Source organism: Streptomyces sp. OfavH-34-F (genome assembly GCF_022347745.1).
Taxonomy (GTDB): Bacteria; Actinomycetota; Actinomycetes; order Streptomycetales; family Streptomycetaceae; genus Streptomyces.
On sequence record NZ_JAKRGC010000065.1, the window covers coordinates 1 to 26,219 of the forward strand.

The 26,219-nt window shown below is 71.7% G+C and carries 22 protein-coding genes; 7 read left to right on the forward strand and 15 right to left on the reverse strand.

Going from position 1 to position 26,219, the window contains the following annotated elements; all coding sequences use genetic code 11:
* Positions 1-584 precede the first annotated feature (584 nt).
* The gene (locus MHW47_RS13000) at positions 585-1,166 is read left to right on the forward strand and encodes a sigma-70 family RNA polymerase sigma factor (protein ID WP_239223056.1); all 582 of its coding nucleotides are present in this window, start codon (positions 585-587) and stop codon (positions 1,164-1,166) included.
* A 151-nt stretch (positions 1,167-1,317) separates the two neighbouring features.
* Here the strand turns inward: MHW47_RS13000 and MHW47_RS13005 are convergent, their stop codons facing one another.
* The 10 genes from MHW47_RS13005 to MHW47_RS13050 all read right to left on the reverse strand — a co-directional run bounded on the left by MHW47_RS13005 (position 1,318) and on the right by MHW47_RS13050 (position 11,507).
* A complete protein-coding gene (locus tag MHW47_RS13005) occupies positions 1,318-1,659 on the reverse strand; it encodes a beta/gamma crystallin domain-containing protein (RefSeq protein WP_239223057.1) in 342 nt (113 codons plus the stop codon).
* Between the two features lie 228 nt (positions 1,660-1,887).
* The gene (locus tag MHW47_RS13010) at positions 1,888-3,180 is read right to left on the reverse strand and encodes an ATP-grasp domain-containing protein (RefSeq protein WP_239223058.1); all 1,293 of its coding nucleotides are present in this window, start codon (positions 3,178-3,180) and stop codon (positions 1,888-1,890) included.
* A gap of 55 nt (positions 3,181-3,235) precedes the next feature.
* Positions 3,236-4,453 (reverse strand): acetyl-CoA carboxylase biotin carboxylase subunit family protein, encoded by a 1,218-nt coding sequence (locus MHW47_RS13015; RefSeq protein ID WP_239223059.1) that lies wholly within the window; start codon positions 4,451-4,453, stop codon positions 3,236-3,238.
* Between the two features lie 43 nt (positions 4,454-4,496).
* A complete protein-coding gene (locus MHW47_RS13020) occupies positions 4,497-5,774 on the reverse strand; it encodes an MFS transporter (protein ID WP_239223060.1) in 1,278 nt (425 codons plus the stop codon).
* A gap of 10 nt (positions 5,775-5,784) precedes the next feature.
* Positions 5,785-7,074, reverse strand: a complete 1,290-nt coding sequence (locus MHW47_RS13025) for an alanine--tRNA ligase-related protein (protein WP_239223061.1) — start codon at positions 7,072-7,074, stop codon at positions 5,785-5,787.
* A complete protein-coding gene (locus MHW47_RS13030) occupies positions 7,067-7,990 on the reverse strand; it encodes a hypothetical protein (RefSeq protein WP_239223062.1) in 924 nt (307 codons plus the stop codon). Before MHW47_RS13030 ends, MHW47_RS13025 begins: the two co-directional genes overlap by 8 nt.
* On the reverse strand, positions 7,987-8,517 hold the full coding sequence (locus MHW47_RS13035) for a hypothetical protein (RefSeq protein ID WP_239223063.1): 531 nt from the start codon (positions 8,515-8,517) through the stop codon (positions 7,987-7,989). The genes MHW47_RS13030 and MHW47_RS13035 overlap by 4 nt, the downstream gene beginning before the upstream one ends.
* Entirely contained in the window at positions 8,514-9,518 is a 1,005-nt protein-coding gene (locus MHW47_RS13040; RefSeq protein WP_239223064.1) for an LD-carboxypeptidase, read from the reverse strand. Before MHW47_RS13040 ends, MHW47_RS13035 begins: the two co-directional genes overlap by 4 nt.
* Before the next feature lie 35 nt (positions 9,519-9,553).
* The gene (locus tag MHW47_RS13045) at positions 9,554-10,426 is read right to left on the reverse strand and encodes a methyltransferase domain-containing protein (protein ID WP_239223065.1); all 873 of its coding nucleotides are present in this window, start codon (positions 10,424-10,426) and stop codon (positions 9,554-9,556) included.
* A 58-nt stretch (positions 10,427-10,484) separates the two neighbouring features.
* Positions 10,485-11,507 (reverse strand): amino acid--tRNA ligase-related protein, encoded by a 1,023-nt coding sequence (locus MHW47_RS13050; RefSeq protein ID WP_239223067.1) that lies wholly within the window; start codon positions 11,505-11,507, stop codon positions 10,485-10,487.
* Positions 11,508-11,866: 359 nt separating this feature from the next.
* Between MHW47_RS13050 and MHW47_RS13055 the strand changes: the two genes are divergently transcribed.
* From MHW47_RS13055 to MHW47_RS13065, 3 genes are read left to right on the forward strand one after another with little or no spacing between them, the layout of a single operon-like run.
* A complete protein-coding gene (locus tag MHW47_RS13055) occupies positions 11,867-12,745 on the forward strand; it encodes a hypothetical protein (RefSeq protein ID WP_239223069.1) in 879 nt (292 codons plus the stop codon).
* 59 nt (positions 12,746-12,804) lie between these two features.
* Positions 12,805-13,839: a phenylalanine--tRNA ligase subunit alpha gene (gene pheS, locus MHW47_RS13060; protein WP_239223070.1), complete on the forward strand. Its 1,035-nt coding sequence runs from the start codon at positions 12,805-12,807 to the stop codon at positions 13,837-13,839.
* A gap of 2 nt (positions 13,840-13,841) precedes the next feature.
* Positions 13,842-15,908 (forward strand): phenylalanine--tRNA ligase beta subunit-related protein, encoded by a 2,067-nt coding sequence (locus MHW47_RS13065; RefSeq protein ID WP_239223071.1) that lies wholly within the window; start codon positions 13,842-13,844, stop codon positions 15,906-15,908.
* A 50-nt stretch (positions 15,909-15,958) separates the two neighbouring features.
* On the opposite strand, the gene MHW47_RS13070 is transcribed toward MHW47_RS13065, so the two are convergent.
* From MHW47_RS13070 to MHW47_RS13080, 3 genes are all read right to left on the reverse strand, one after another.
* Complete coding sequence (locus tag MHW47_RS13070; RefSeq protein WP_239223073.1) at positions 15,959-16,990, reverse strand: helix-turn-helix transcriptional regulator; 1,032 nt, start codon at positions 16,988-16,990, stop codon at positions 15,959-15,961.
* Between the two features lie 289 nt (positions 16,991-17,279).
* Positions 17,280-18,524 (reverse strand): cytochrome P450, encoded by a 1,245-nt coding sequence (locus MHW47_RS13075; RefSeq protein WP_239223075.1) that lies wholly within the window; start codon positions 18,522-18,524, stop codon positions 17,280-17,282.
* Positions 18,525-18,922: 398 nt separating this feature from the next.
* The gene (locus tag MHW47_RS13080; protein ID WP_239223076.1) at positions 18,923-20,620 is read right to left on the reverse strand and encodes a glycosyl hydrolase family 18 protein; all 1,698 of its coding nucleotides are present in this window, start codon (positions 20,618-20,620) and stop codon (positions 18,923-18,925) included.
* Positions 20,621-21,084: 464 nt separating this feature from the next.
* Between MHW47_RS13080 and MHW47_RS13085 the strand changes: the two genes are divergently transcribed.
* Positions 21,085-21,834, forward strand: a complete 750-nt coding sequence (locus MHW47_RS13085; RefSeq protein WP_239223077.1) for a lytic polysaccharide monooxygenase — start codon at positions 21,085-21,087, stop codon at positions 21,832-21,834.
* A gap of 168 nt (positions 21,835-22,002) precedes the next feature.
* Here the strand turns inward: MHW47_RS13085 and MHW47_RS13090 are convergent, their stop codons facing one another.
* Both MHW47_RS13090 and MHW47_RS13095 read right to left on the reverse strand, forming a co-directional pair.
* Positions 22,003-23,262: an arginine deiminase gene (locus tag MHW47_RS13090; protein ID WP_239223078.1), complete on the reverse strand. Its 1,260-nt coding sequence runs from the start codon at positions 23,260-23,262 to the stop codon at positions 22,003-22,005.
* Positions 23,263-23,303: 41 nt separating this feature from the next.
* Positions 23,304-24,740 carry a basic amino acid/polyamine antiporter gene (locus tag MHW47_RS13095; RefSeq protein ID WP_239223079.1) on the reverse strand — a complete coding sequence of 479 codons (1,437 nt, stop codon included), beginning with the start codon at positions 24,738-24,740 and terminating at the stop codon, positions 23,304-23,306.
* 198 nt (positions 24,741-24,938) lie between these two features.
* Here MHW47_RS13095 and MHW47_RS13100 point away from each other — a divergent pair, with 198 nt between their 5' ends.
* Positions 24,939-25,739, forward strand: coding sequence for a MerR family transcriptional regulator (locus MHW47_RS13100; protein ID WP_239223080.1), 801 nt, complete (start codon positions 24,939-24,941; stop codon positions 25,737-25,739).
* A partial coding sequence (locus MHW47_RS13105) for a glycosyltransferase (RefSeq protein ID WP_239223081.1) occupies positions 25,736-26,219 on the forward strand: 484 nt, incomplete at its 3' end. The genes MHW47_RS13100 and MHW47_RS13105, both read left to right, overlap by 4 nt.

Here is a 26,219-nt window from a genome sequence, read left to right on the forward strand (position 1 = left end):
ACCGGCCGCACCGGGAAGAGCCACGGCCGCAGCGGACAGCGCGGTCACGGCGGCGGCCGTGCTGAGCAGGGTGGTACGGCGGCTGGGGCGGGACGGTCGGGTGATACGCATGGCGAAGATCCTGTTCCTGTGGAGCACGGCCGAACCGCGCGGTTCGCGGGACGGCCGGATGGTTCGACGTGAGGTGGGGGTGGGAGGCGGCGCCACGGCCGTGCGGTCCGAGGGGACCGGGGGGTCGTGGCGCCGTGCCTCCGTGCAGCCGCCGGGTATGAGGGCCGGCCGCACGAGCACGCGGACGGGCCACCAGGGGGTGGCGCACCGGCCGCGGTGGATGCGCCGCTCCATGGGTGAGCGGCGCATCCACTGCCGACAACGGGACCGGGCACGGAGCGGTTCACGTCCCTGCGGAAATTTCCCCTGGGCGACGGGGGAAGCGGTGGTGAGAAGCAGGGAAGGCGACGGCGGCAAGGAGGCGGCAAGAAGACGGAAAGGTTCGGCCAAGGTGGCTCGCGCACTGTGAATTCCACGCTCCCGCCCCTGCGGGAGAGACCCACAGGACACGCGAACAGGACAGAGCCTCACCCATGAACGGGACCTTGGAAACGCCGCCGGCCACCCTCGCTCCGGCCCGGACGCACACCCCGCACGCCGAGCCGGACGCCGACTGCGACGCCTTCGTCGGCGACCTCTACACCACGTACCGGCCCGTGCTCCTGCGGTACGCCGCCCGGCTGCTGGACGGCGACTGGCACAAGGCGGAGGACATCCTGCAGGAAGCGGTCGCCCGTGCCTGGAAGAACGCCCAGTTCCTCAGACCGCGCGGCGAGGAGGTCCGGCCGTGGCTGTTCACCGTGGTCAGGAACCTGGTCATCGACCACCACCGGGCCCACCGGATTCGCCCCCTGGCCCCGACGGCCGACGCCGTACCGGAGACCGGCCGGGACGACACGGACAGCACCCTCACCTCCCATGTCGTGCTGGAGGCCCTGCGGGGACTGAACGAGCAGCAGCGGGCCGTCATTCAGCTCATGTACTGCCTGGAGTTCAGCGTCGCGCAGACCGCCGCGCACCTCGGCATCCCGGCCGGCACCGTCAAGAGCCGCGCCTTCTACGCGGTGCGGGCCATGCGCAAGGCACTCGCGGAACAGGGCGTGGCCCGCGCGTGAACGCCGGCCACGCCCGCCCTGACGTGCGACTCCCGGGCCGCTGGAGGATGCCGGGGGTGCGGCTCAGCGGCTCCGCGTGCGGGAACGGAGCGTTCCCGCGGTGACATCGGGAGCCCGTCGGTGAGAGCCCAGGCTCTCGGTCCCGCGACTGCTACCAGACCCTGATCTTCGTGATCTTGTGGAGGGGCGCGCCGGTGACCGTCCCGTAGGCCCACTTGCCCACGGTCTTGCTGGTCGTCGGCGCGCCCTGGGTCGGCACGTACTCGAAGGTGATCTTGTTGTTGCCGGTCCAGATCTGGTCCACGCCGTAGATGGCGACGTCTTGCACGCCCGCGTTGGCGAAGCAGAGGGAACCGCCTGCGTTGTGGATCGTCAGGTAACCCATTTCCGTGCAACTGACGCGGTTGAGGGCGGACGCCGACGAGCCGGGCAGCACGGCGGCCAGGGTTCCGGCCGCCACGACCACCGCGGCACGTGCGAAGAAGCGCTTCACTGTGAGCTGTTCCTTCCGTAGGGGATCGCCGCCGGGCGCCACAGCGCACGGCGGCATCGCTGGGACGCAGGTGCGCCCGTCGTCACAACGGGGACATGGGCGCCCCGGTTCATCAGCGAAATCCCGTACCGGACGAGCTGAACCCGCGAGGGCTTCCCGCCGTTCCCGGCCCCGGGTTCATCGGCCCCCGGCCTGACCGGTCCGGGCCGGGTGCTCGTCCGCGTCTTCCTACGGTTTCACCGGTTCGACCTCGATGCGGATCTCCCGGGCCACCCGGTGCAGCAGCTCCTCGTACCCCGCGGGGTCGTCCGTGCCGAAGACGACGAAGACGCACCACTCCGAGGGGTGCGAGAAGTCCACCACGTCGCCCACCTGGCGCAGACACTGGACCCGCAGCACACCGTCCACCGCCAGCATCTCCTCCGTGCTGGGGAGCGCGGTGATCCGGCCGGGCTCGGAGGGGCGCAGGTGCAGGCCGCCGACGTAGCGCGGTCCCGGCCGGGGTGCCGGGAGCTTGCCGGTGGTCATGGTCTCCGCCAGGGCGCGGTAGATGTCCATGCCGGCGGCCTCGCTCAGCATCAGGGGCACCCAGGCGCCGCCGAGCCGGGTGGCGATCTCGGAGAAGACCAGCTCGCCGTCCGGGCGCTCGAAGACCTCCAGATGGGTGACGGCCCGTTCGATGCCGAGCGCCCGGTTCACGTCCCGGTGCAGCTCCAGCACCCGCCGGTAGAGCTCGGGGGCGTCCTCCCGGGGGATCACGCTGCTGCCGTCCAGCGCGAGCGTGGCGTCCGCGCCGCCCGAGATGCCGTCCAGCACCGCGAGCCGGTTCTCGTGATAGGCGCTGACCAGCAGCAGCAGCGGCTCGCCGCCCTCCCACAGGGCGTCGATGTGCAGCTCCCGGCCGACCACGAACTCCTCGGCGATGAGCTGGCTCGTCTTCACGTACGGGGCGGGGCCGAGGCCGGCCAGCTTGGGGGCCAGCTCCTCGGGGGAGTCCACGGTGAACGTGCCGACGGTGCCGCCACCGGAGACCGGCTTGACGACGATCGGGAAGGTCAGCTGCTCGCCGACCGCCCGTACGTCCTGCTCGTCGGCCCGGTCGGGCAGGCCGGCCCAGGCGGCGGTGGGCACCCCGGCGGCGGCCACCCGCTGCTTCATCAGCCGCTTGTCGCGGTAGGCGACGTGCCGCAGCGGGTCGCCGGGGTCGCCCAGCAGCGTGGCCAGGTAACCGGCGCCGAACTGGCTGAACTCGGTGAAACTGATGATCCGGTCCCCGGTGACGCCCCGCAGCGAGAGGTCGACCGCCACGGTGGCGATCTCCTCCAGCGAGTCGAACTCGCTCACCCGGTACACCCGCTCGGCCCTGCTGAGCAGCTTCCAGTCGGGCTGCATGAAGTCGACGTCGAAGGCGTCCAGGATCACGTACACCTCGAGCGGGCTGTCGAGCAGCGAACCGAGCAGCTCCGGGTGCCACTTGCATACGACGATCTGATCGGGACGGGGGGCGGCTGTGTCGGTCATGGCGGTCCTCGGAATCCTCGGCGTTTCGATGGGGTGGCGGGGGTACGGGGCCGGGTCAGGCCATCTCGTAGTGGAACGCGGCGCGGACCCGGTCGGCGACCTCGATCAGCCCCTCGACCGTCTCGGCGGTGATCAGCGCCTCGGTGAAGAAGTTCTCCTGGTCCAGCGTGTGGACCTCCATGCCGTCGAACTGGTAGCCGTCCACCACGCCCGGGATGGCCTTCAGCTCGTCGAGCGGGGTGGCGCGCGCGACCCGGCCGACCTGGTCGATCTCGAACGGCAGCAGCGCCAGCAGCTCGTCGTTGCGGGTGGCCACGGCCAGCTCCTCCGCGGCGGCGCCGCCGAGCGACATCTGCACGCTCGCCTGTACGGAGTCGATGCCGCAGGTCCGCAGGGTGGCGGGGCGGTAGAGGCCGCCGCCCGGGCGGGGGTTGATCTCCACCAGCTCGGCCCGGCCGTCCGCAGTGACCCGGCCCTCCACGTGCAGCCAGCCGCCCACGATGCCCAGGCCGGCGCAGAGCGCGCTGATGTCGGCGGTCAGCTGCTCGGCCCCGCGCCGTACGTGCGCCGAGGGCGGCGGGGAGATCCGGAGCCCGGCGTCGTGGTGGCGCAGCTCGTCGTGCTGGGACTTCTCGACGCTGAACAGGCCCCGGAAGCCGGTCTCCAGCAGCGGGCCGTCCACCGAGAACTCGGTGCCGTCGATGTGCCGTTCGACGATCACCTCCAGGTCGGGCGACGTCTTCTCGGCGATCTCCCGCAGGTGCTCGGCGAGTTGCTCGGGGCCGTCCGCGCGGCGGACCAGCCGGGAGCCCCCGGAGTCACGGGCGGGCTTGACGATCACCGGGTACTCGGCCACCGCCGCGACGTCGAACTTGGCCACCGGGCCGCCGGCGAACGGCAGGGCGGAGAGCCCGAGCCGGGTCATCTCCTCCCGGACCCGGGTCTTGCTGAGCAGCACCTCGCGGTTCGGCTCGCCACCGGGCAGCCCGTAGTGGTGCGCCGTCCTGATCTGCCAGCCGATCAGCGGATCGACCAGGTTGACCACCGCGGTCGGCCGGACGCCGGCCTCGTCGGCCGCCCGGACCAGATCGCCGAGTTCACCGCCGTCCCAGTCCACCACCAGGTGCACGTCGCAGGCGTCCCGGTTGATGTCCTCGGGATCGGCCGAGACCAGCACCGGACGCAGGTCCAGCTCACGGAGCATCGTGGCCAGGGTGCGGACGCCGCCTACGAAGCGCTTGGAGAAGACGAGTACGTCGCGGGAGTGTGACATGGAGCCACGGTCCTTTCGCGTTGGGGTGGACGCCGGCGCGGGATCAGGTGGTGGTGACGGCGTCCGACGGGGCGGGAGCCTCCGGGGCCGCGCCACGGTCCCGGAGTGCGAGGTAGAGCCAGTAGGCGGAGAACACCAGGACGGCGACCGCGCCGAGGATCACCACGGCGCGCACCCCGATCAGCTCGGAGAGCAGACCGCCGAAGAGGGCGGCCAGGACGGCGGCGCCGTACGACATGGCGTGCAGCGTGGCGTGCAGCCGGCCCTGGACGTGATTGGGCGTGACGCGCTGCTGGTACGAGGAGGCCGCGATGTCCCACATGAAGATGGCGGCGCCGCAGGTGAAGAACGTGGCGATGGCGAGCACCGGGCCGTCGGCCAGCCCGAGCGCCAGCCGGCTGAGGCCGGTCACCAGCAGGGTCAGCGCCATGGTCCACTTCACGCCGACCCGGCGGACCAGGGCCGGGACCAGCAGGCTGCCGAGCAGGCTCCCCAGCGCGGCGGCGGTGAACAGCATCGCGTACTGGGAGTCCGTCAGGCCGAGGTCCTGCTTGGCGTACACCACCATCAGCGCGGTGGCGATCAGCATCCAGAAGTTCAGCACCACCTCGCTGACCAGGATGGTGCGCAGCAGCGGTGTCCGCTTCACCAGCACCAGGCCCTCGCGGAGCTGGCCGAGCATGGAGGGGCGCGGGCCGTCGGGCGCGGCCGGGGCGGCCGGGGCGGCCTCCTCGGCCGGGGCTCCGGGCCGCCGGAGGACCGGGATCATCAGGGAGAGCACGGCCGCGGCCACGAACAGGCCGCCCTCCACGAAGAACGGGGCGCTGAGGGCGACGCCGAACAGCGCGGCCGCCACGGGGGAGCCGATCACCTGCTGGGTCAGCATCCGGGCCGTGAAGAAGCGGGAGTTCGCCTTCTCCAGCAGCTCCGGCGGCACCGGGATGGAGATCATGGCGAAGGTCGAGGACTCGGCGAACAGCTCGGCGGTCGCGAGGGCGGCCGTCATCACGTAGATCTGCCAGAGCTCGACGTGTCCGGTCACCACCACACTGGCGAAGCCGAACACCAGGACGGCCCGTGACGCGTTCGCCAGGGCGAGGAGGCGGCGGCGGTCGAGCCGGTCGACCAGAATCCCGACGAACGGCCCGGCCAGCAGACCGGGGAGCGCGGCCACCATCATGATCAGGGAGATGTCCACCGCGTTGCCGGTCACCGAGAACGCCAGCAAGGGCATGGCGACCAGCCGCAGACCGTCGGCGAAGCTGGAGACGGTCACGGACGAGAACAGCGTCCAGTAGCCGGCGCCGAACTGCTGTTTCACTGGGATCTCCTCAGAGACTTCCGCGCAGGGTGGCCGAGAAACGTGTGCTGAGCTGCTCGGATATGCCGCGGAGCACGGTGCGCAGGCGGGCGGGGTCGAGGGGCGCGGCGGACGTCAGGTCCAGGGTGAGGGTGACGGACTGCCGGCCGTCCGGCAGCGAGCTGCCACGCCAGGTGTCCGACACCCGGGCCTCCAGGCCGAGCAGTTCCGGAAGGTGGAGGTCCTCGGCCGCGCCGCAGAGCAGTTCGGGCTCCAGTGCGGCGTCGCAGAGGAAGGACAGGTCGACCGAGCGGGTGCTCGCGGCGTCCTTCCGCTGCTGGGCCAGGTCGTCCCGGAAACGTTCCGCCATGTCGGTGCCGGGCGCGTTGACGGCGCCGATCGCGGCCAGCTGCCCGATCAGCCGCTCGTCCGGCACGCCGAGCTGCCCGGCCAGCCGCTCCAGGTAGACCAGGGCCTTGCGCATGATGTAGCCCTGGGCGCGCTTGGCGGGGACGACGCCTACCCGGTAGAACTCGGCCGCCAGCCCCAGCAGATCGGCCAGCTTGGCCTGCTGCGGGGTCTTTGGCAGGCAGACGGTGCCCTCGGGGGTGGTGTCGATCACCCAGCGGGCGGCGGTCAGCCCGGCCGCCAGGGTCTCCAGGCCGATCCCGAAGCCGTAGGCGACCGTCCGGCCCTGCCACTCGAAGGCGATCAGATTGCCCAGGTCGCGCCAGCTGCCGTCCGGCTGGACCAGGCAGAACGTCGCCCCGCGGCCGGTCATCCCCTCGTCCCCGAAGGTCCAGGAGTAGAAGTCGGCCGGCTCTCCGTCGTAGCCCACCGGGCCGGCCCAGGCCCGCTGCCACGCACCGCTCAGGTCGTGGTGGGCCTCGGCCACCTTGAAGGCGACCTGCCCGGCGGCCAGGCCCAGCGCGGTCCCGAAGTAGCCCGCCACCGCTTCCGTGAAGGCGTCGAGGTCGCCGGCCGGGGCCATCGCGCCGAGCATCTCGAAGTGCAGGACGAACTCGGTGTGGAAGTCCTCCCGGAACGTGGCCCGCAGGTTGTGGCTGCGGATGCAGGGCTGACGCACCGTCACCCACTGGTCCCGGAAGGGTTCGTCGCCCCGGATGAACGGCTTGAACGGCACCACGGCCGAGTTGGTGAACAGGATGGTGCGGTCGGTGGTCGGTACGGCCGGCTCCGGGGCCAGCCGCCGGGAGCCGGCGGCCAGGAACCAGTCGGCGAACCCCGAACCCCACTCCTCCAGCCGGTCTCGGGCCGCCCGCGCGGCGGCGAGCCGGTCCGGTATGGCGTTGTCAGGCACCGTGGACTCCGTTCGGCTTGGGGGGAAGGGGGGCGGGCAGGGCGCGCAGGCGCTTCGTGACCTGCCCGGCCAGGGCGAGGGCCGCGCGGTGTGCGGCCGAGCCGTCGCGGTCGTCGCCGGGCAGCGGGATCACGAAGAGGGCCGGGTACAGCCACCACAGGTGCCAGAACGAGATGCCCAGGTACCTCTTGGTCAGCAGATGGAAGCCGATGGCGGAGGCGCCGATCAGGTGCCGGTCCTTCCAGCGGGCCAGCAGCAACGGCAGGAAGGCCGTCTCACCGGCCACGGTGGCCACCGCGATCAGGCGCATCAGCCTGTCGTTGTGGCTCACCTCCGCGCCGGCCGGGGTGCCGAGGAGGGCCAGGGCCCCCTTCACCGTCCGGCCGGTCGTCATCCACTCCTTGCCGCCGTGCACCAGCTTCGAGACGCCGGCCTGGCTGTAGATGGTGGCCGCGCCGAGCTGCATCGAGGCCATCGCCACGGACTGCAGCTGGCGGGTGGCCTCGCCGGCCTCACCGCCGGCCGGGGGGCGCAGGTCGGCCGCCGCGGCGGCGGCGACGAACAGGCTGAGGTGGCTGTTGTAGTTCCAGAACCTCGGATGGAAGTGCGCGACGTAGGCGTTGGTGGCGATGAACCCGGTGGCCGCCACCGCCCGGACGGCCGGATGCCTGACCCCGGCCGTCCAGAGCGCCATCCCGGCCAGGCCGGCGCCGCGGAGCAGGTCGTACTGCCGCCGGCTCAGGGTGAACCGCTTCTTGCCCTGGACCTGTTCGGACATGACGGTGTCGGCGTGCTCCTCGAAGAACGAGCCGTCCGGCAGATGCCGGAGGGTCCGGAGCGCGGCCACGCCGAGCACGGTCCTGGTCACCCGGAGCCGGGCGGGCGCGTCGGCCTGCCCGAACAGGATGCCGGTCATCCTGCGCAGCATCGGTCGGCCTCCCAGCGGTGGAGTGTGCGGTGGTCGTGGAGGGGTGAGTCGGTGGCGCGGGAGTAGTCGGCCGTGTCGACGGTGACGAGCAGCAGTTCCAGGCCGGTGAAGCCCTCCGGGGCGGCCGGCCGCTCGGACGGGGCCACCTCGTCGAACCCCTTCCAGGGGCGGGTGTTGAGCCGTTCGACCACCCGCCGGCAGAAGGCGTCCCGGACCCGCTCGTCCTCGTTCTCCATCAGCACGGCGGCGCAGATGTCCACCACCCGGAAGAACTCCAGCGGCAGCAGGCCGTAGACCTGGCGCGGCTCGGTCCACCGGGTGCCGTCCCGCAGTCGCACCCGCAGTTGCGGAACCCGGTCCGGCAGCACCTGGTTGAACATGTTGTTGGAGCAGATCGGCCACCGGTTGCGGTCCCGGACGGTGTGCACGAACTGGGCCACCGTGAGCCCGGCCAGTGCGGTGGCGGCCAGCAGTGGAACCCGGTGCACGACGGTGTGCCGGTGGCCGGTCCTCACGCGCTCACCGCCCCGTCGAGCACGGTCAGCCCGCACACCGGCCCCGAGGTGAGTTCGGCGCGGGCCCCGAACGGCAGGCTGAGCATCGGGTCGGTGTGGCCGAACGGCAGCCCGCCGACCACCGGTCCGGCGAAACCGGCCGTCTCCCCGGCGATCAGCTCGGCCAGCGTGTCGGACCGGTCGAACTCCGGATCGGTGAACCGGCCCAGCGCCAGACCGGCGATCCGGTCCAGCGCACCGGTGTGGCGCAGCTGGGTGAACTGGGCGGTCAGCCGGCCCGGATCGGTGCCGGTGCTCTCCAGCAGCAGGATCGCGCCGTTCAGCTCGGGCCAGTACGGGGTGCCGGCCAGCGAGAGCAGGGTCTCCAGGTTCCCGCCGATCAGGAAGCCGGTGGCGCGTCCCGCGCGCAGGGCGCGGGCCGGCACGGCGTCGAGCACGGTCCGGGGCCGGTCGTCGGCCTCGTCCCACGGCAGGAACTCGGTGACCTGCTCGGCCGGGAAAGGCACCGGACCCAGCGGCTCCGGCGAGCCGAGCACCCGCTGGAAGAACCGCCGGGTGTACTCCAGGCTGCCGCCGGCCTCCCCCCACTGGGGCAGGAGCTGCGGACCGAGCACGACGGCGGTGCCGGTCCGCTGCCAGATCGCGACCAGCAGCGCGGTGGTGTCGCTGTAGCCCACCAGCGGCTTCGGGTGGGCCCGGATCAGGTCGTAGTCCAGCAGGTCGAGCAGCTGGTTGGCGTTGTACCCCCCGATCGACGTCATGACCGCCCGCACCCGGTCGTCGGCGTACAGCTCGTGCAGGTCGGCCGCCCGCTCGGCGGCCGTGCCCGCGGTGTGCCCGGTGTCGCGCAGCCAGTTCCGGCCGCACCGCACCCGGTAGCCGAGCTCCTCCAGGTGGGCGACGGCCCGTTCCCGGCGCCGCGGGTAGCGGGCCGCGTGCGCCATCGAGGGGGCGCAGATTCCGATGGTGTCCCCCGGGCGCAGCGGCCGCGGCCGCACCACCGGGGGAGACGTCGTACCTGATCCGGACACCGTGACTAGACCCCGCGCTTCGCGACGAAGAAGAGGTTGTTGCCGCGCTCGGCCAGCGACGCCTCGCCGAGCAGGTACAGCTCCAGCTCACGAATCCGCTCGTAGTGCTCCGGGTCCGAGAGGGTGCGCAGCACACCGGAGCTGGAGCCGTCGAGCTGCGTCTCCTGGTAGCCGGGGTACACCAGGGCGGGGTAGCCGGTCCGGACCGTGGTGTGCAGGCCGACCCGGGCCAGGTCGCCCTGCAGCTCGGTCGGGGTGAAGAGGTGCATCGCCGGCATGTCCGGGGTGAACCGGCCCTTGCGGTCGAGGACGGCGGAGCGGGCCTCCTCCAGGTTGCCGACGGTGATGTTGAAGAAGGCGGTGTGGTACCGGTTCGGCAGCACCAGGGCCATCTGCGCGCCGGGCTTCATCAGCGCACTCAGCTGGCGCAGCACCTCGGTCGGCTCGGCCACGAAGCCGAGCACGTTGTGGAAGCTGATGACCAGGTCGAACTCCTGGCCCGCCAGGTCCTCGGCCACGTTCATCAGATCGCCGTTGAGCACGGTCAGGCGGTCCTGGTAGCCGTGCTTCTCGGCCTTGGCGAGCGCGTGCTTGGACATGTCGGGGCTGAGGTCGTACAGCACACCGGTGAGGTCCGGGCGGGCGGTGAGCAGGCGGTCGGTCCACCGGCCGGTGCCGCCGCCGGCGTCCAGCAGGCGGCCGCCCTGCGGCAGGCCCGGCAGCACGTAGCGCTCTATCGCCTCCCAGAGGAGTTCGTCGGACAGGCGCCAGTAGATCTGTTCGTCGACGCGGTCGTATCCGTCGGCCTTGTCGCGGAAGTAGCCGAGTACCTCCGCGTGCTCGGCGGTGTCGGCGGCTTCGGTGGTCCGGGACGTCACAGTGGGGCTCCGTTCGGGGTTCTGACGGGTGGTCGGGCGAGGGCCTGGCGGCGCTCGGTCAGGGCAGTACGGCGGTGCCGTTGAACCGGAGCAGCAGCGCGAGGTCGCGGATGTCGTCGTGCTGGGTCGCCCACAGCAGGAAGCGCTCGACGCCGAGGCCGAAGCCGGAGGTGCGCAGCGGGTGGCGCTCCTTCATGACCGTGTACCACTCGTAGCTGTCGGCGGAGACCTCGTGCAGGTCCAGCGCCTTGGCGAGGGTCTCGCCGTCCGGGTGCCGCTCGCCGCAGCCGACGGTCTCGCCGACACCGAACAGCAGGTCGGCGCTGAGCGCCTTGGTCGGGTCGTTCTCGTCGAACGCCTGGTAGAACGGGACGCTCAGGTGGTCGGGGTGCGTGACCCAGACGTAGCCGCCGAACTGCTTCATCAGCTCGCGCTCTCCGGCCCGGGTCAGGCTGCGGCAGCCCGGCTCCGGCTCGTTGACGAAGCGCGGGTCGGCGTTCAGCCGCTCCGCCGCCTCGTCGAAGGTGATCCGGGGCAGGGCCGAGGAGCCGGCCAGCTCCTCCAGGTGTTCGACCGTGCCGGCCATGTCGCGGACCGCGTCACCGGCGTGCGTCAGGAGTCCCGCGGCCAGGTGGCGCAGGTACTCCTCCACGTTGCGGATGACGTCGTCCAGGCCGCCGATGATCTCGGCCTCGCTGTGGAAGAACTGGCACAGGTGGGTCTCGTCGGCGGGCTCACCGCGGAACGACGGCATCAGGTAGTACGAGCCCCCGGGCGCGAGCCGGCACCCGAACTCCAGCATGAACTGCATGGAGTCGGCCAGGTAGGTCGGCACCCCCTCCAGGTTCACCTTGACGGGGCTGCTGTCGCTGCCCCGGCCCATCGGGCTGGAGATCGAGCCGGTGGTGATCGGCAGGTGCAGGTAGCGGGCGTCGCGCTCGGTCCAGAAGCTGGTGGTCTGGTGTGCGATCACGTCCTGGAGCACCGTCAGGTTGCGGTACCAGGGGTTCTCCAGCACTTCGAGGTAGTGGCTGTCCGGCTTCTTCCATGAACGCGGGGCGGGAGTCTTGGCAGCAGGCATGGGAGTCCTTCGCTCGTGGCTCGACGTATCACCGGGGGAAGGGGGCCGCGAGGCGCTCGTCGGAGCCGCGGCCGCTCCTCATCCTGCGCGGCGGCCAACTGAACTGCCAGGCTTTCCCGTTGCGCCCACCAGCCATGTCCGGTCGACGCCACCGGAGCGGGGAAGTCCGTGAGGCGGGCACCGGTCGCGGGCCGGTGTCTTGTATCGCAAGACGGGGCGCGCGCGATGCGGGAACACGCCACGGCGGCGGGCCGCTGCCCCGTGCCCTGGAGTCCGGCGGGCCGCGAGTGCCAGCATGTGCGCTGTACTCGAAAGGGCGGGAAGCGCCGCCCGTCCGTACGCCCTCTGGAGTGGTCTCCGTGCTGCGTTTGGTACCCACCGCCGTGGTCGCCGGGACCGGGCCCGTCCTGTCCGGGGTGTCCGCCCTGATCAGGCGCAGCTCCTCGTTCGAGCTGCTGTCCGTGCTGGATCTGGCCGCCGCCGGCGGCGAGCGGGGCTGGCACGAGCTGCTGGCCGCCCCCGGGGTCGATCTGGTGGTCCTCGACGCGAGCGGCCCCGACCGGCTGCGCCGGGTGCGTCAGCTCGCCGAGGCGGGCAAGGCGGTGCTGCTGTGCGAGCCGTTCCCACTGCTCACCGAGGAACTGGACGGGCTGCTGAGCATCGAGCGGGAGAGCGAGCGCCCGATCGGCGTGCTGGCCCCGCACCGGGCCCTGCTCGACGACGCCACCCGGGCGCACACCTGGGGACCGAAGACCTCGGCGGTGCTGGTGGTGAGCGCGTACCGCCCGGTCGAGGCGCACCGCTGGGCGCGCTGGGCCCCGGTGGCCGAGGTGCCCACCACCGCGGCCGCCCTGTGCGAGGCCGCCCCGTACCTGGACCTGGTCTGCCAACTGCTCGGCGAGCCGCGGGACGTGCGCAGCCTGGGACCGGGCGCCGGGGTCGAGGTGGGGATCGCCGACTTCGTCGGAGGCGCCCGGCTGGCCTTCTCCGGCACCTCCAGGGCCTCCATCGGCGTCGAGCGCCTCGATCTCCTGGACACCGGGCACCGGCTGCGCGTGGAGGACGGCCGCTCGTGGCTGGAGGGCCCCGCCGGACTGCGGGCCGGCGGACCGCTCTCGCTGCCGGACGCGCACGAGGTGGTGCTGGCGGAGATGGCCGGGGCGATCAACTCCTTTGATACGCTGCGGCATTGCAGTTTGGCTGCTGGTCGCGGCCTGGCGATGCTGCTGGGGTCCTGAATGCCTGAGGTGATTTCGGCCGGGGCCGGTTGGCAGATCAAGCCTATGGAGTGGGTGAGTTGACAGACATCGACAGCTTGCGGCAGTCGTTCCTGGAGGAATTGTCCGGGGCTTCCCAACGTGTCGAGATCGAGGCGCTGCGGACCTCGTACCTCGGTCGTCGCAGTTTCATCAAGGAGGAGTTCCGCCGGCTGGGCGAACTGCCGGAGGAGGAACGCAAGCAGCACGCGGTCCGTCTGAACGACCTCTCCCAGCAGATGCAGTCCGAGATCGACGCCCGGCTGGAAGCGGCCCGCAAGGCCGAGACCGCCGTGCAGCTGGAGGCGGAGTGGCTGGACGTCACCCTGCCCGGCCAGGTCTCCCGGGCCGGTGCCTGGCACCCGCTCACCGAGGTGGAGCAGCGCTGCCTGACCGTGCTGCGGCAGCTCGGCTTCGAGCGCGCCGAGGGCCCCGAGGTCGAGGACGCGTACCACAACTTCGACGCCCTCAACATCCCGCAGCACCACCCGGCCCGGGACATGCAGGACACCTTCTGGCTCGACGCCGGGAAGCTGCTGCGCTCCCACACCACCACCATCCAGGCGCGGGTCCTCGGCGAGGGCCGGGAGCTGCCCATCAAGATCGCCGCGGCCGGCCGGGTGTACCGGAACGAGGCGGTGGACGCCACCCACCTGGCGATGTTCCACCAGCTGGAGGGGTTCTGGCTGGAGCCGGGACTGAGCGTCGGGCACCTCAAGAGCCTGCTCACCTTCGTCGCCACCGCGCTGTACGGCGAGGACGTCAAACTCCGCTTCAAGCCCAAGTACTACCCGTACACGGAGCCGTCGCTCGGGCTCGACATCGCGTGCACCCACTGCGGCGGCACCGGCTGCGAGGCCTGCCACCACATCGGCTGGGTGACCATCATCGGCGCCGGCATGATCCACCCCGCGGTGCTGCGCGAGTTCGGCTACGACCGCGACGGCGTGACCGGAATCGCGTTCGGCTGGGGCTCCACCCGGATGACCGCGCAACGGCTGGGCGTCTCCAAGGTCAAACCGCTCTACAGCTCCGACCAGCGCCTGCTGAGCTACCTTCACCGAGGCCAACAGTGAAAATGTCGATCGCAGGTCTGCGGACCTTCCTGCCCGGACTCCCGGACGACCCCGCCGGCTTCCGCAACGCCCTGGACGAGTCCGGGATCGAGGTCAAGAACATCCAGGCGGACGGCGCGCGCACGGCCGTCACCCTGGAGTTCCTGGCCAACCGCGGCGACCACCGCAGCTACGCCGGTGTGGCCCTGGAACTGTCGGTCAGGCTCGGCCTGCCGCTCGCCGTGCCTCCCGCCGAGCCCCTGGTGACGGGCGAGGACGGACCGGAGGCCGCGGTGGCCTCGGACCGCTGCCTGGCCTACACCCTGACCGAGCTGAACGTGCTGGACGGCTCGGCCGTGTTGCCGGCCGACACCGTGGAGCGGCTCACCCTCTCGGGCCTGCACACCGGTCTCGCCGTGGTGGACGCGGCCGAGGCGGCCGGACTGGAGACCGGCCAGCCGGTCCAGGTGTACGACGCGGACCTGGTGCGCGGGGCGGTCCGGGTCCGGGAGAGCCGGTCGGGCGAGACCTTCCGGCCGGCCGGTGCCGCGAAGGCGGTGGAACTGGCCGAGGACACCCTGGTGGTGGCCGACGAGGAGAAGATCCTCGCGGTGGCCGGGGTGATCGGCGGCGAACTCGGCAGGGTGACCGCGCAGACCCGCCGGGTGCTGCTGGAGTCGGCCGCCTTCGACCCGGTCTCCGTCCGGCTCGCGGCCACCTCGCTGGGGCTCTCCACCCCGATGTCCCAGCGCTTCGAACGGGGCGGCGACCCCACCGCGGTGCACCAGGGGGCCGGCCGGGCGCTGGCCCTGCTGGCCGATGCCAAGGCCGCCCTGCGCACCGGTTCCACCAGCGAGCCGCGGCGCTGGTCGGGCACCCTGCCCGTGCTGACCGTGGACAGCGCGCGGGCCTCGGCCTTCCTCGGCCTGGAGCTGACCGCCGAGGACGTGGCGGGGCGGCTGGCCGACTACGGCTTCCGGCCGGTGGGTGAGGGCGAGTTCGAGGTGCCGGGCGCCCGTATCTGGGACGTCCGCGAGACCGAGGACCTGTACGAGGAGCTGGCCCGGCACGTCGGCTTCGACCGGCTTCCCTTCCAGGAGCTCCCGGTCGGCATCGGCTCGGTGCCGACGCCCCGCGAGGAGCTGGTCACCACGATCGGTGACACCCTCGTCGGCCTCGGCTTCTACGAGACGTTCACCGACGGCTTCTACGCCAAGGACGCGCTCAAGGTCCTCTCGCCCGCGGCCGGCCACCCCCTGGCGGCGCACGTCGGCATCGTCAACGCCGAGGACCGGCGCTACTCGATGATGAAGAACAACTGCCTGGCCCAGGCCGTCGCGGCGGTCGGCAGCAACCTGCGGTTCAAGCAGGAGCGCGTCAGGCTGTTCGAGGTGACCAGGGTCTTCGAGCCCGACGCCGGGGCCGCGAACGGGCTCTGCAACGAACGTCCGGTGCTCTGGGCGATCGCCTCCGGCGCGCTCGACGAGGGCCGGTGGTCGGGCAAGTCCGGGACCGCGGACTTCTTCCACATGCGCGGGGCGGCCGAGGAGGCCGCGCAGCGCTGCGGTGTCGCGCTGACCGTCCGGCGTCTCGCGGAGAGCCACCCGCTGGCGGACTTCCTGCACCCGCACCGCAGCGCCGAGCTGCTGGTGGACGGCGTGCCGGCCGGTGTCTGCGGCGAGGTGCACCCGGATGTACGGCACCGGGCCAAGCTCGGCGGCAAGCGGCCGGTCTACCTCGAACTCGACCTGGACGCCTGGACGGTGGTGCCGCGCCGGGTGGGCGGTGAGCGGTTCAGGGAGGACCCGGCGGTCGAGCGGATGCTCGACTTCGTCATCTCGCCGGCCGTCTCCAACGACCAGGTGGCCGGAACGCTGCGCGAGGCCGCCCCGGAGTGGCTGCGTTCGGTCGAGGTGGCGGACGTGTTCCTGCCCGACCGGTCCACGCCCGGCGTGCGGTCGGTGACCTATGTGCTGCGGTTCGACAGCGAGCCCGCCCGGCCCGCCGAGGAGACGAACCAGGTACTGGACGGGCTCGTCCGCACCGTGACCGAGCGGTTCGAGGAAGAGGGCGTCCGGCTGCGGACCTGAGGTCCGTGTCCCCGGCCGGCCCGCCGTACCGGTGGGCCGGCCGGGGAGGCTCAGCCCCGGTAGGCCCCGACCTCGGTGTCGGCCAGCAGCCCGGCCTTGGTGAGCTGCACCGCGGCCTGGAACCGGCTCTGGACGCCCAGCCGGTCCAGCACCGTGGAGATGATCCGGCTCAGGGTCCTGGGGGAGATGCTGAGCTGACGGGCGATCGCGTCGTCCTTCGCGCCCATGGCCAGCATCCGGATGATCGCCTGCTCCTGGCCGGTGAGCAGCGGATGCCCGGCGGGCGCGGTCTCGTCCAGCTTCCTGGCGTCGTGCCAGTGGAAGTCGAAGACGGCCTCCAGCGAGCGGGCCACCTCGGTGCTGTGGATGGCGAAGGCCCCGCGCGAGGTGTCCTTGGGGTCGATCGGCAGGATCGCCAGGTTCTCGTCCACCAGGATCATCCGGAGTGGCAGATAGGCGGCCAGCCGGACGTCCGCGCCCTGGTGGACGGACTCGGTGAGGTACTCGCGGACGTAGCCGATCGAGGTGATGTGCTGGGGGTAGAGCGCCCGGATCTGCACCCCGCGGGAGATCACCTCGATGTCCCGCAGCATCATCTCGTCCACCAGCTCCTGCGGCGGGGCCCCGCCCGGGTGCATGGCCAGCTGGCGCCGGTTGATGCCGCCGGCCCGCCCCTCGATGAAGGCGTTCACCTCGGCGCCCGACAGCAGCAGTTCGATCTGGGCCTCCCCGTCGGGATGCCCCTTCAGCGGGAAGCTGTGCATCAGTGCGTTGACCTGGCCGCGGGTGACGGTCAGGCGGTGGCGGCTCTCCTCCAGGATGCGCTCCTCGACCGCCAGCAGTCGGGACAGCGCTTCCTCGGGCCGGGCGAGCCCGTAGCCGGACGGCGAGGCCGGCTGGGGGACCAGGAGGCCGAGTTCGGTCAGCCGGGTCACGGCCCGTTCGACCTGGGCCGGTTCGGCCCCGACCTCGGGGCCCACCGTCGCCGCGTCCCAGTCCGCCCGTCGGGCCGCCGTTAAATAGAGCAGTCTGGCGAGGTTGTCTATCTCCTCGTCATGCCCTTCGCTCCTCAGCGGGATCACCTCTGTAGTATGAAAGGCTCTCGTTTGTTCCGCCGACCGAACTGTTTCGCAGGTCGGGGCAGTTATCACAAAGCCTTGAGATGGTCACATGCCCGGTGATCCCCGGTCAAGGAAAATTAATCCGGCCATTTTCTTCCGCTCCGGAATTCCGGAGATTAGGAGCCGGTATTCCGGGGAAAGGCCGCCGGGGAAAGAAATTGACCATTAAACCAAGTAGGCGGGTTCAAGATCGCGCAAGGTCCCTCAAAGGGTGGGAAAGGCCCTGCGCGGGCCGCGCGCTCGGGGGCGTTCACAGCCCCACGGCGACTCTTTCCCACACCGTCCGGCTGAACGCGGCCGCCCGGTCGGCCTCCTTGAGCCGCACCGAGGACCGTCCCGCGGTCCACTCGGCGAAGGCCGAAACGGCCTCGGTCAGCGTCGCCCTGGCGATGCCGGCGCCCAGGCAGAAGTGGTGGCCGGCCCCGAAGGACAGGTGCGGACGGTCCGGTTCTCCGGCGGCCGGAATCCGGAAGCGGTCCGGGTCCGCGAAGACGGCCGGGTCGCGGTTGGCCGCGGCCACCACGAGGGCCACCCGTTCCCCCGGACGCATGGTCGCCCCGGCCGCCTCGACCGGCTCGGTGGCGGTGCGCGGCACGAGGTGGAACGGCGCGTCGTACCTGAGTGCCTCCTCGGCGACTTGCGCGGCGTCGAAGCGGCCCCGGTGCAGGCCGTCGAGTACGTCCTGGTCCCCGTCCAGCAGGCCGACCAGCGCGGAGGCGAGGCTCGCCGCGACCGGTTCGATGCCGCCGGTGAGCAACTGGGCGTACAGGGCGGTGCCCTGGCGCGGCTCCAGGTCGAGGAAGGCGCGGATCTGCGGCGGGCCCTGCCCGGCCCCGGCCATGGGCAGGATCACCGTGCGCAGGTACTCCTGGAGTTCGCGGATGGCCGCCCGGGTGCGCGGGGCCCGGTCCGGGTCGCACTGCGGCACGCCGATGAACCCGATGATGTCGGAGGACCAGGAGAGGACCGACTCGCGGTGCTCCTCGTCGATGCCGAGCAGCTGGCAGGTCACCGACACGGCGAGCGGATGGATGAAGCCCCCCAGCAGATCGGTGTCGCCGGGGTCGCGGGCGGCCAGCAGTTCCCGTGCCTCGCGCGCGATGCGGTCCCGCAGGGGGCGGACGCCCGCGGGACGGTATCCCGGGCCCGCCGCGGACCGCATCCGGGTGTGCTCGGGGGGATCGGTGAACATGGGCCACGAGTCGAAGAAGCCCGCCACGTCCCGGACGGCGGCCCGTGCGGGCGCGCCGAGGTCCCCGTAGAAGCCCTCCCCGATCCGGGCCGAGAGCCGGGCGTCCCGGAGCAGGGCGTTGACCTCGTGGTAGCGGGTGACGTACCAGCACTTCGTTTCGGTGTCCCACCACACCGGCGCCTGTTCGCGCAGGCGCCGGTAGTGCGGGTGCGGGGCGCGGGAGAACTCCTGCGACAGCAGCGACGGCAGTTCCGGCGGCGGCGTCGCGTGCCCCCGCGCCCCGGTGGTCAGGGACTCGGTCATGAAAGGGATCCCCCCTCGAACGTGCACGGCCTTGTACGGCCTGACCGCAGGCCCCTCACCTGTGCGGACAGGAATCGGTATTCCGGCGGCGAGTCCGTCGCCGGAGTCACCACCAGCCGTTGATGAGAGATTCCATTGCTGCCCCCCTCGTGAGATGAACGGGCTCGGCGTGCGAGCGCTTCCCCTTCTGCCGTCGAGTGTTTCCCCTGGGTTCACCCCCGGTCCAGGCTTGCGCCGTGCGGGTGCACGCTTTGGCGTGAGGGGGCCGCGAGGTCCGGGCGTATCACATAGTGAGACGGGATCGGAGTGGGGAATTCCGCTCAGGGGGCCGCCGTCGGACATGCGGGAGCCCCCGCCGGCGTGGGGCCGGCGGGGGCTCGGTGCAGCAGGGGGGAGGCTCAGCAGGCGCCGAGGTCCTTCCAGACGCCCCACTCGCCGGTGCTGCCCGGCGTCTCGTTCTGGGTCCACCACTGGGCCTTGTACTTGCGGCCGTTGTGGGAGACCTCGTTGCCCGAGTTGTAGACCGTGCCGGCCACGTACGCCGGGACCGAACCGCAGCTGCCGGTGGGCGGGGTGCTCGGGCCGGTGGTGGGCGGGGTGCTCGGCTCGGTGGTGGGCGGGGTGGTGGGGCCCGTGGTGGAGCCGCCGATCGCCGCGTTGATCTGCTTCAGCAGGGTGGCGTTCTCGTCCAGGCCGAGCAGGGAGTACATCATCGCGCCGCCCAGGCCGCGCTGCTTGGCGTAGTCGGCCCGCGCCTGGATGGACTTCTTGTCCAGGCCGGTGAAGAACTCGCCGTCCTTGTAGAAGTAGGAGGCCTTCGCCTCGTCGTCCCAGTAGGTCGTCGCCGGGTTGTCGACGATGCCGCCCAGCTCCTTGTAGTGGGCGATGCCGGCCTGCTGGCTCAGCGGGCGGGGCGAGGAGCCGCCGGTGGCGGACTGGCCGAGGCCGTGGGTGCCGCCCTCGGGGACGCCCTTCCAGCCGCGGTAGTACAGCTCGTAGCCCAGGGTCAGCTTGGCGGCCGGGAAGCCGCCGGCGATGCCGTAGGCCGGCTTGCCGTCGAGCCAGGAGTCGACCGCGTTGTCGATCGAGTACTTCTCGGTGCCGGGCGCGACCGGGTCGGACGGGTCGTTGCTGCCGGAGTAGAGGGGCGACTGGTGGTACGTCGGGCCGTCGCCGTCCCACGCGCCGTGCATGTCGTACGTCATGATGTTCGCGTAGTCGAGGTACTGGCCGATCTTGTCGGTCTCGATGTTCGCGATCTTGTCCTGGCCGGCGCCGAACGCGGCGGTCAGCAGGTACTTCTTGCCGCCGTTGGCGGCGCCGTACTCGTCGAGCTGCTTGCGGAACTCGGCGAGCAGCAGCGTGAAGTTGCGCTTGTCCTCGGGGGCGTAGTGGTTGCCCAGGTGGCCGCCCGCGGAGGCCGGGTACTCCCAGTCGAGGTCGATGCCGTCGAAGATGCCGGCCGCGGTGCCGGGGCCGCCGTAACCGCCCTCGACGGGCAGGTTGCCCTTGATGTACTGGTCGATGCAGGAGGAGACCAGCTTCTTGCGGCTCGCGTCCGTCTTGGCCGCGTCGCTGAAGTACTTGGAGTACGTCCAGCCGCCCAGCGAGATGTTGATCTTCAGGTGGGGGTACTTCGCCTTCAGTTCCTTGAACTGGTTGAAGACGCCGACGATCGGCTGGTCCCACTTGTCGGCGACGCCGTCCACGCTGTCGGCGGCGCTGAACGACTTCTGGTAGTCGGCGTACGAGTCGCCCGCACCGTCGCCCGCGTTGGGGTTGTTGTCGTCGCCCGCCGCCTTGTTGGCCTCGAAGCACGTCAGGTCGGTCGGGTGGATGTTGCCGAACGAGTAGTTGATGATGTCCAGCTGCCCGGCGATGCCCCGGGTGTCCAGGTGCTTCGGGTAGAAGGCGTTGCCGTACACGCTCCACTGGTCGTAGTACGCGATGCGGACGCCCCCGGTGGAAGCGGAAGCCGATGCGGAAGCCGGCGCGTCGGCCGCCTGAGCCGAGCCGATGCCGACGGTCGCGGCGAGCGCACCGGCGGCGAGGGCCGTGCTCAGGAGCGCGGCGGTGAGTGTCTTGCGGGGGTGCACGTGCGGGCCTCCAGCGTGGGGGTGCGGGTGGTGCGGTGGGAATGGGGGGTTGCAGAAGTGATAACCGGCCCGTGACCTGCGCGTCAACGATTCCGACGAGATTAGGACTAGACCAATTTGACGGTCTGTGGGCCACCCGGGGCGTCGCCGCTCACCTCGGGGCGGCCGGCCGGTGCCGGTGACCAGCGGCTTAAGGATCACTTAAAAATGGCGAACGAGTAGTGCGCCAACGAACCACTCGAATATGAAAAGCGGAGGCGCCGGCGGGCTTGCTCCGAGCCCTTGACTGGCGCCCGAACCCCGTTAATGTCTAGACCGCATCGTCTAGGTCTAGACCACGGACCGGGCGGCTTCGCACCCCCGTCCCGCCGGAACGGCCGACTCCCCCCATGCCCGGGCGCACCCCCCCAGCGCCCCATCGAGCACGCGGCCAGTCTCCGTAAGAGCAAAGGAAGTGATGTGGCATGAACATCAAGCGACGCACGGCTGTCTCCATCGGCGCGCTGGTCGCCCCCGCCCTCGCCCTCGGCCTCCAGGTCGGCACCGCGAGCGCCCACGGCTGGGTCACCGCCCCCACGAGCCGCCAGGACCAGTGCTCCACCGGCGCCGTCGACTGCGGCCAGATCAAGTACGAGCCGCAGAGCGTCGAGGGCCCCAAGGGCCTCAAGAGCTGCAGCGGCGGCAACGCGGCCTACCGTGAGCTGGACGACGACAGCAAGGGCTGGAAGGTGACCCCGGTCGGCAAGACCTTCACCTTCACCTGGCACCACACGGCCCGTCACGCCACGGCCAACTGGCAGTACTTCATCGGCGACACGAAGATCGCCGAGTTCGCCGGCAACAACGCCCAGCCGCCGGCCGACGTCAGCCAGCAGGTCGACTTCGGCAACTTCACCGGCAAGCAGAAGGTGCTCGCCGTGTGGAACGTCGCGGACACCGGGAACGCCTTCTACGCCTGCGTGGACGTGAACATCGGCGGTACCACCGGCGGTGGCGACGGCGGCAACACCGGTGGCGGCGACGGCGGCAACACCGGTGGCGGCGAGACGGACACCTGCACCGCCCCCGCGTGGAGCACCGAGGCCGTCTACACCGGCGGCAGCACCGTCTCCTACGAGGGCCACAACTGGCGCGCCAAGTGGTGGGTGCAGGGTGACAAGCCCGGCGCCGGCGGCGAGTGGGGCGTCTGGCAGGACCTCGGCGCCTGCGCCTGACGCGCCACGCTCCACGGAGCGCCCCCTGACGGCGTGCCCCCTGACGGCGCGCCCCGACCGGCGGCCCAGCGGTGATCCGAATCCCGCTGGGCCGCCGTATGTCGCACGCCGGTCCGGTCGCCGCTCGGGTCGCCGGTCCGGGCGGGGGTGCCCGGCCGGGGGGCCGGCTCAGAACGCCACCGGCTCCCGGATCAGCGGGCACGTCATGCAGTGGCCCCCGCCGCGCCCCCGGCCCAGCTCCGCGCCGACGATCTCGATCACCTCGATGCCCGCCCTCCGCAGCAGCGCGTTGGTCTGGGTGTTCCGGTCGTACGTGAACACCACGCCCGGCTCGACCGCGACCGCGTTGTTGCCGCTGTCCCACTGCTGCCGCTCGGAGGCGTACACATCGCCCCCCGTCTCGATCACCCGGAGTCCCGGCAGCCCGAGCGCCCCGGCGACCACCTCGGTGAACGGCCGGGAGCCCTCGTCGGTGATGTCCACCGGCACGGCGCCGCCGCCCGGCCGCAGCGAGAAGGAGTGGATCGCGTCCACGATGCGCGGGTAGAGGGTGACGACGTCCCGGTCGGCGAAGGTGAACACCGTGTCCAGATGCATCGCCGCCCGCAGCCTCGGCATGCCCGCCACGACGACGTGCTCGGCCGCGCCCCGCTCGAACAGGGCGGCGGCGACCTGGGTGATGGCCTGGCGCGAGGTGCGCTCGCTCATGCCCATGAGGACGACCCCGTTGCCGACGGGCATGATGTCGCCGCCCTCGAACGTGGCCTGCCCCCAGTCCCGTTCCGGGTCGCCCCACCACACCTCGGCGTCCGCGAAGTCGGGATGGAAGCGGTAGACGGCCTTCATCAGCAGGGTCTCGTCGTGCCGGGCCGGCCAGTACAGCGGGTTGAGCGTCACCCCGCCGTACAGCCAGCACGTGGTGTCGCGGGTGTACAGCGTGTTGGGGAGCGGCGGCATCACGTACTCGCGCATCCCGTTGGACTCGCGGGCCAGGGCGACGTACGGCGGGCGGTACGCGTCGGGCAGGTCCGTGGTGGCCAGGCCGCCGATCAGGAACTCGGCGAGCGCGCCCGGGGAGAGGGTGTCCAGGAAGGCACGGGTGGAGTCGATCAGCCCCAGGCCCGCCTCGTTCGCCGTGATCTTCCGGTCGAGCAGCCAGTCCTTCGCCCCCGGCACCGCCATCGTCTCGGCGAGGAGGCCGTGCAGTTCGACGACCTCGACGCCCCGGGAGGTGAGCGCGTCCACGAAACCGGCGTGGTCCCGCTGGGCGTTCTCCACCCACATCACGTCGTCGAAGAGCAGATCGGCGGCGTTGGTCGGGGTGAGCCTGCGGTGCGCGAGGCCCGGCGCGCACACCAGGACCTTGCGGAGCCGGCCGACCTCGGAGTGGACACCGAGCGGGGTGCGGGAAGCGCTGGCAGCGGTCATGGGCGGTCCTTCGCAGACGGGTCGGGGGAGTCGGGTCCGGTTCAGAGGCTGATCCAGCCAGCCGCGAGGGCGATGACACCCAGGGCGGCACCGGCGACCGAGACGGCGCAGATCAGCAGCTCACGGGGGGAGAAGGGGCGCCGGCCCTGCTCGCGGCGGGCCATCACGAACAGGACCGTGGCCGGGGCGTAGACGATGAAGGAGAGCAGGACGAACCTGAACCCGGCCGCGTACAGCAGGAACGCCGTGTAGAGGGTGGCCAGGACGCCGACGGCGAGGTCGCACCCCGTCGCCGGCCGCCGGGCGAGCGGGTCCGCGGTGAGCGAGATCTTCAGCGCGAACGCGGCGGCGAGCAGGAACGGGATCAGGGTCAGCGAACTGGTCATGTTCAGCGCGAAGTTGAACGCGTCGTCCGAGAGCAGCGTGACGACCAGCATCAGCTGGACCAGCACGGTGCTCATGACCAGGGCGGGCACGGGCACGTCGGCCGCGGTGGCCCGGCGCAGGAAGCGCGGCATGTCGTGGTCCTGCGCGGCCACGTACAGCACCTCGGCGGCCATCAGGGACCAGGCCAGGTAGGCACCGAGGACGGACACGATCAGCCCGACGCTGACGAAGACGGTGCCCCAGGTGCCCACGGCGTGCTCCAGGACCCCGGCCATGGACGGCTGGCGCAGCTCCGCGATCTCGCTCATGGGCATGATCCCGTACGAGACGACGGTGACCGAGGCGAAGACGGCGAAGACGCTGAGGAAGCCCAGGACGGTGGCCCGGCCCACGTCCCGGCGGCGCCTGGCGTGCCGGGAGTAGACGCTCGCCCCCTCGACACCGAGGAAGACGAAGACGGTGGCCAGCATGGTGCCGCGGATCTGGTCGAACAGGGAACCGGCGTAGTCGGCGCCGCCCCAGTTCCGCGCGAACACGTCCGTGTCGAGGAAGAAGAGCGCCAGCACGACGAAGACCAGGATCGGCACGACCTTGGCGACCGTGACGATGCGGTTGATCGCGGCGGCCTCCTTCACGCCCCGCCGGATCAGCAGGAAGAAGCCCCACAGGCCGGCCGAGGAGAGCGCGGCGGCCAGGACGGTGTCCCCGTCGCCGAGGGCCGGCCAGACGGTGCCGATGGTGGACATGATCAGCACCCAGTACGTCACGTTGCCCACGCAGGCGCTCGCCCAGTAGCCGAACGCCGAGAAGAACCCGAGGTACTCGCCGAACCCGGCCTTGGCGTACGCGTACACCCCGGCGTCCAGGTCCGGCCGGCGCACCGCCAGGGACTGGAAGGCGAAGGCCAGCATCAGCATGCCCGTGCCCGCGACCGTCCAGGCGATCAGCGCCCCCGCGACGCCGGTCTCCTCGGCGAAGCGCCGGGGCAGCGAGAACACGCCCGCGCCGACCATGGAGCCCACGACCAGCGCGGACAGCGTCAGCAGCGAGAGCTTCGCCGTGTGGGGCCGTTCATCGGTGACTGCGGACACGGATCGGGCCCTTCCTGGTGCGGGGGCTGCGGCCGGAGGGGGCGGGCGGGAACACGGAACAACGCCCCTGTGGGGGTGAAATGTACCTTTCGTTACGTGGGTGGGGGTGGCTGACGTGCCGGTGGCCCCGGACCGGGCCCGGCTTGACCCTCCCCTTACGTCAGGCTTGAGGATCGGTCGCGACGAAAGGGCAGGTGGATGAGCTATTCCGTGGGGCAGGTCGCGGCCTTCGCCGGAGTGACCGTGCGCACGCTGCACCACTACGACAAGGCCGGGCTGCTGTCGCCCAGCGGCCGCTCCCCGGCCGGATACCGGCTGTACGAGGAGGCCGACCTGGTCCGCCTCCAGCAGATCCTCTTCTACCGCGAACTGGGCTTCTCCCTCGACGAGATCGCCGAGATCTTCAAGGATCCGCAGGCCAACGCCCTGGACCAGTTGCTGGCACGGCAGGAGCGGCTGGCGGCCGAGATCGCCCGGCTGCAACGGCTCTCCGAGGTGGCCCGGCGCGCGATCGAGGTGCAGCGGACCGGGGTGTCGCTCACCCCGCAGGAGCGCTTCGAGGTGTTCGGCGAGATCACCTTCGACCTGAGCTACGCCACCGAGGCGGAGCTCAAGTGGGCGGACTCGCCGGGCCGCCGCGAGTCGATGACCCGCGCCGCCGCCCACACCAAGGAGGACTGGCGGCGGCTCATGGGCGAGGCCACGGCCTGGCGCGCCGAACTGCTGGCCGCCTTCGACGAGGGGGAACCGGGGGACGGCGAGCGGGCCATGGACCTCGCCGAGGAGCACCGCCTGCACATCTCGCGCTGGTTCACCGCCTGCCCGCCGGACATGCACCGGCGCATCGCCGACGACTTCGCCGCCGATCCACGCGCCTTCGCCCTGGTCGTACCGCCGTCCCAGCAGCGTCCCGGGCTCGCCGCCTGGCTGCGCGGGGCCGTCCACGCCAACGCCACCCGCCGCACCGGCACCGGACCCGGTGCCGAGGAGGACCGATGAGAATCCTGATCGCCGCCGCCGGATCGCGGGGCGACGTCGCCCCCTACACGGGCCTGGGCGCCGCGCTCCGCACCGCCGGCCACGACGTCGTGCTCGCCACCACGGACGCCTTCGCCCCCCTGGTCCGCGCGGCCGGGCTGGAGTTCCGCGCGCTCCCCGCCGACCCGCGCAAGGGCGGCGGAGGCGGCGGCGGACGGGAACTCATGCGGGCCGCCGCCGCGTTCGTCGGCGAACTGGGCCAGGGGTTCGCCGACGCCGTGGACCGGGGCACGGACCTGCTGCTGCTCTCGACGACGACCGCCCCGCTGGGCTGGCACCTCGCCGAGGCCACCGGCATCCCCGCCCTCGGCGTGTACCTCCAGCCCACCGCGCCCACCGGCGACTTCCCGCCCGTCGTCACGGGCGCCCGCTCCCTGGGCCGCGCCGGCAACCGCATGGCCGGCCGCTTCGCGCTGCGGATGACCGACCGCCTGTACGCCC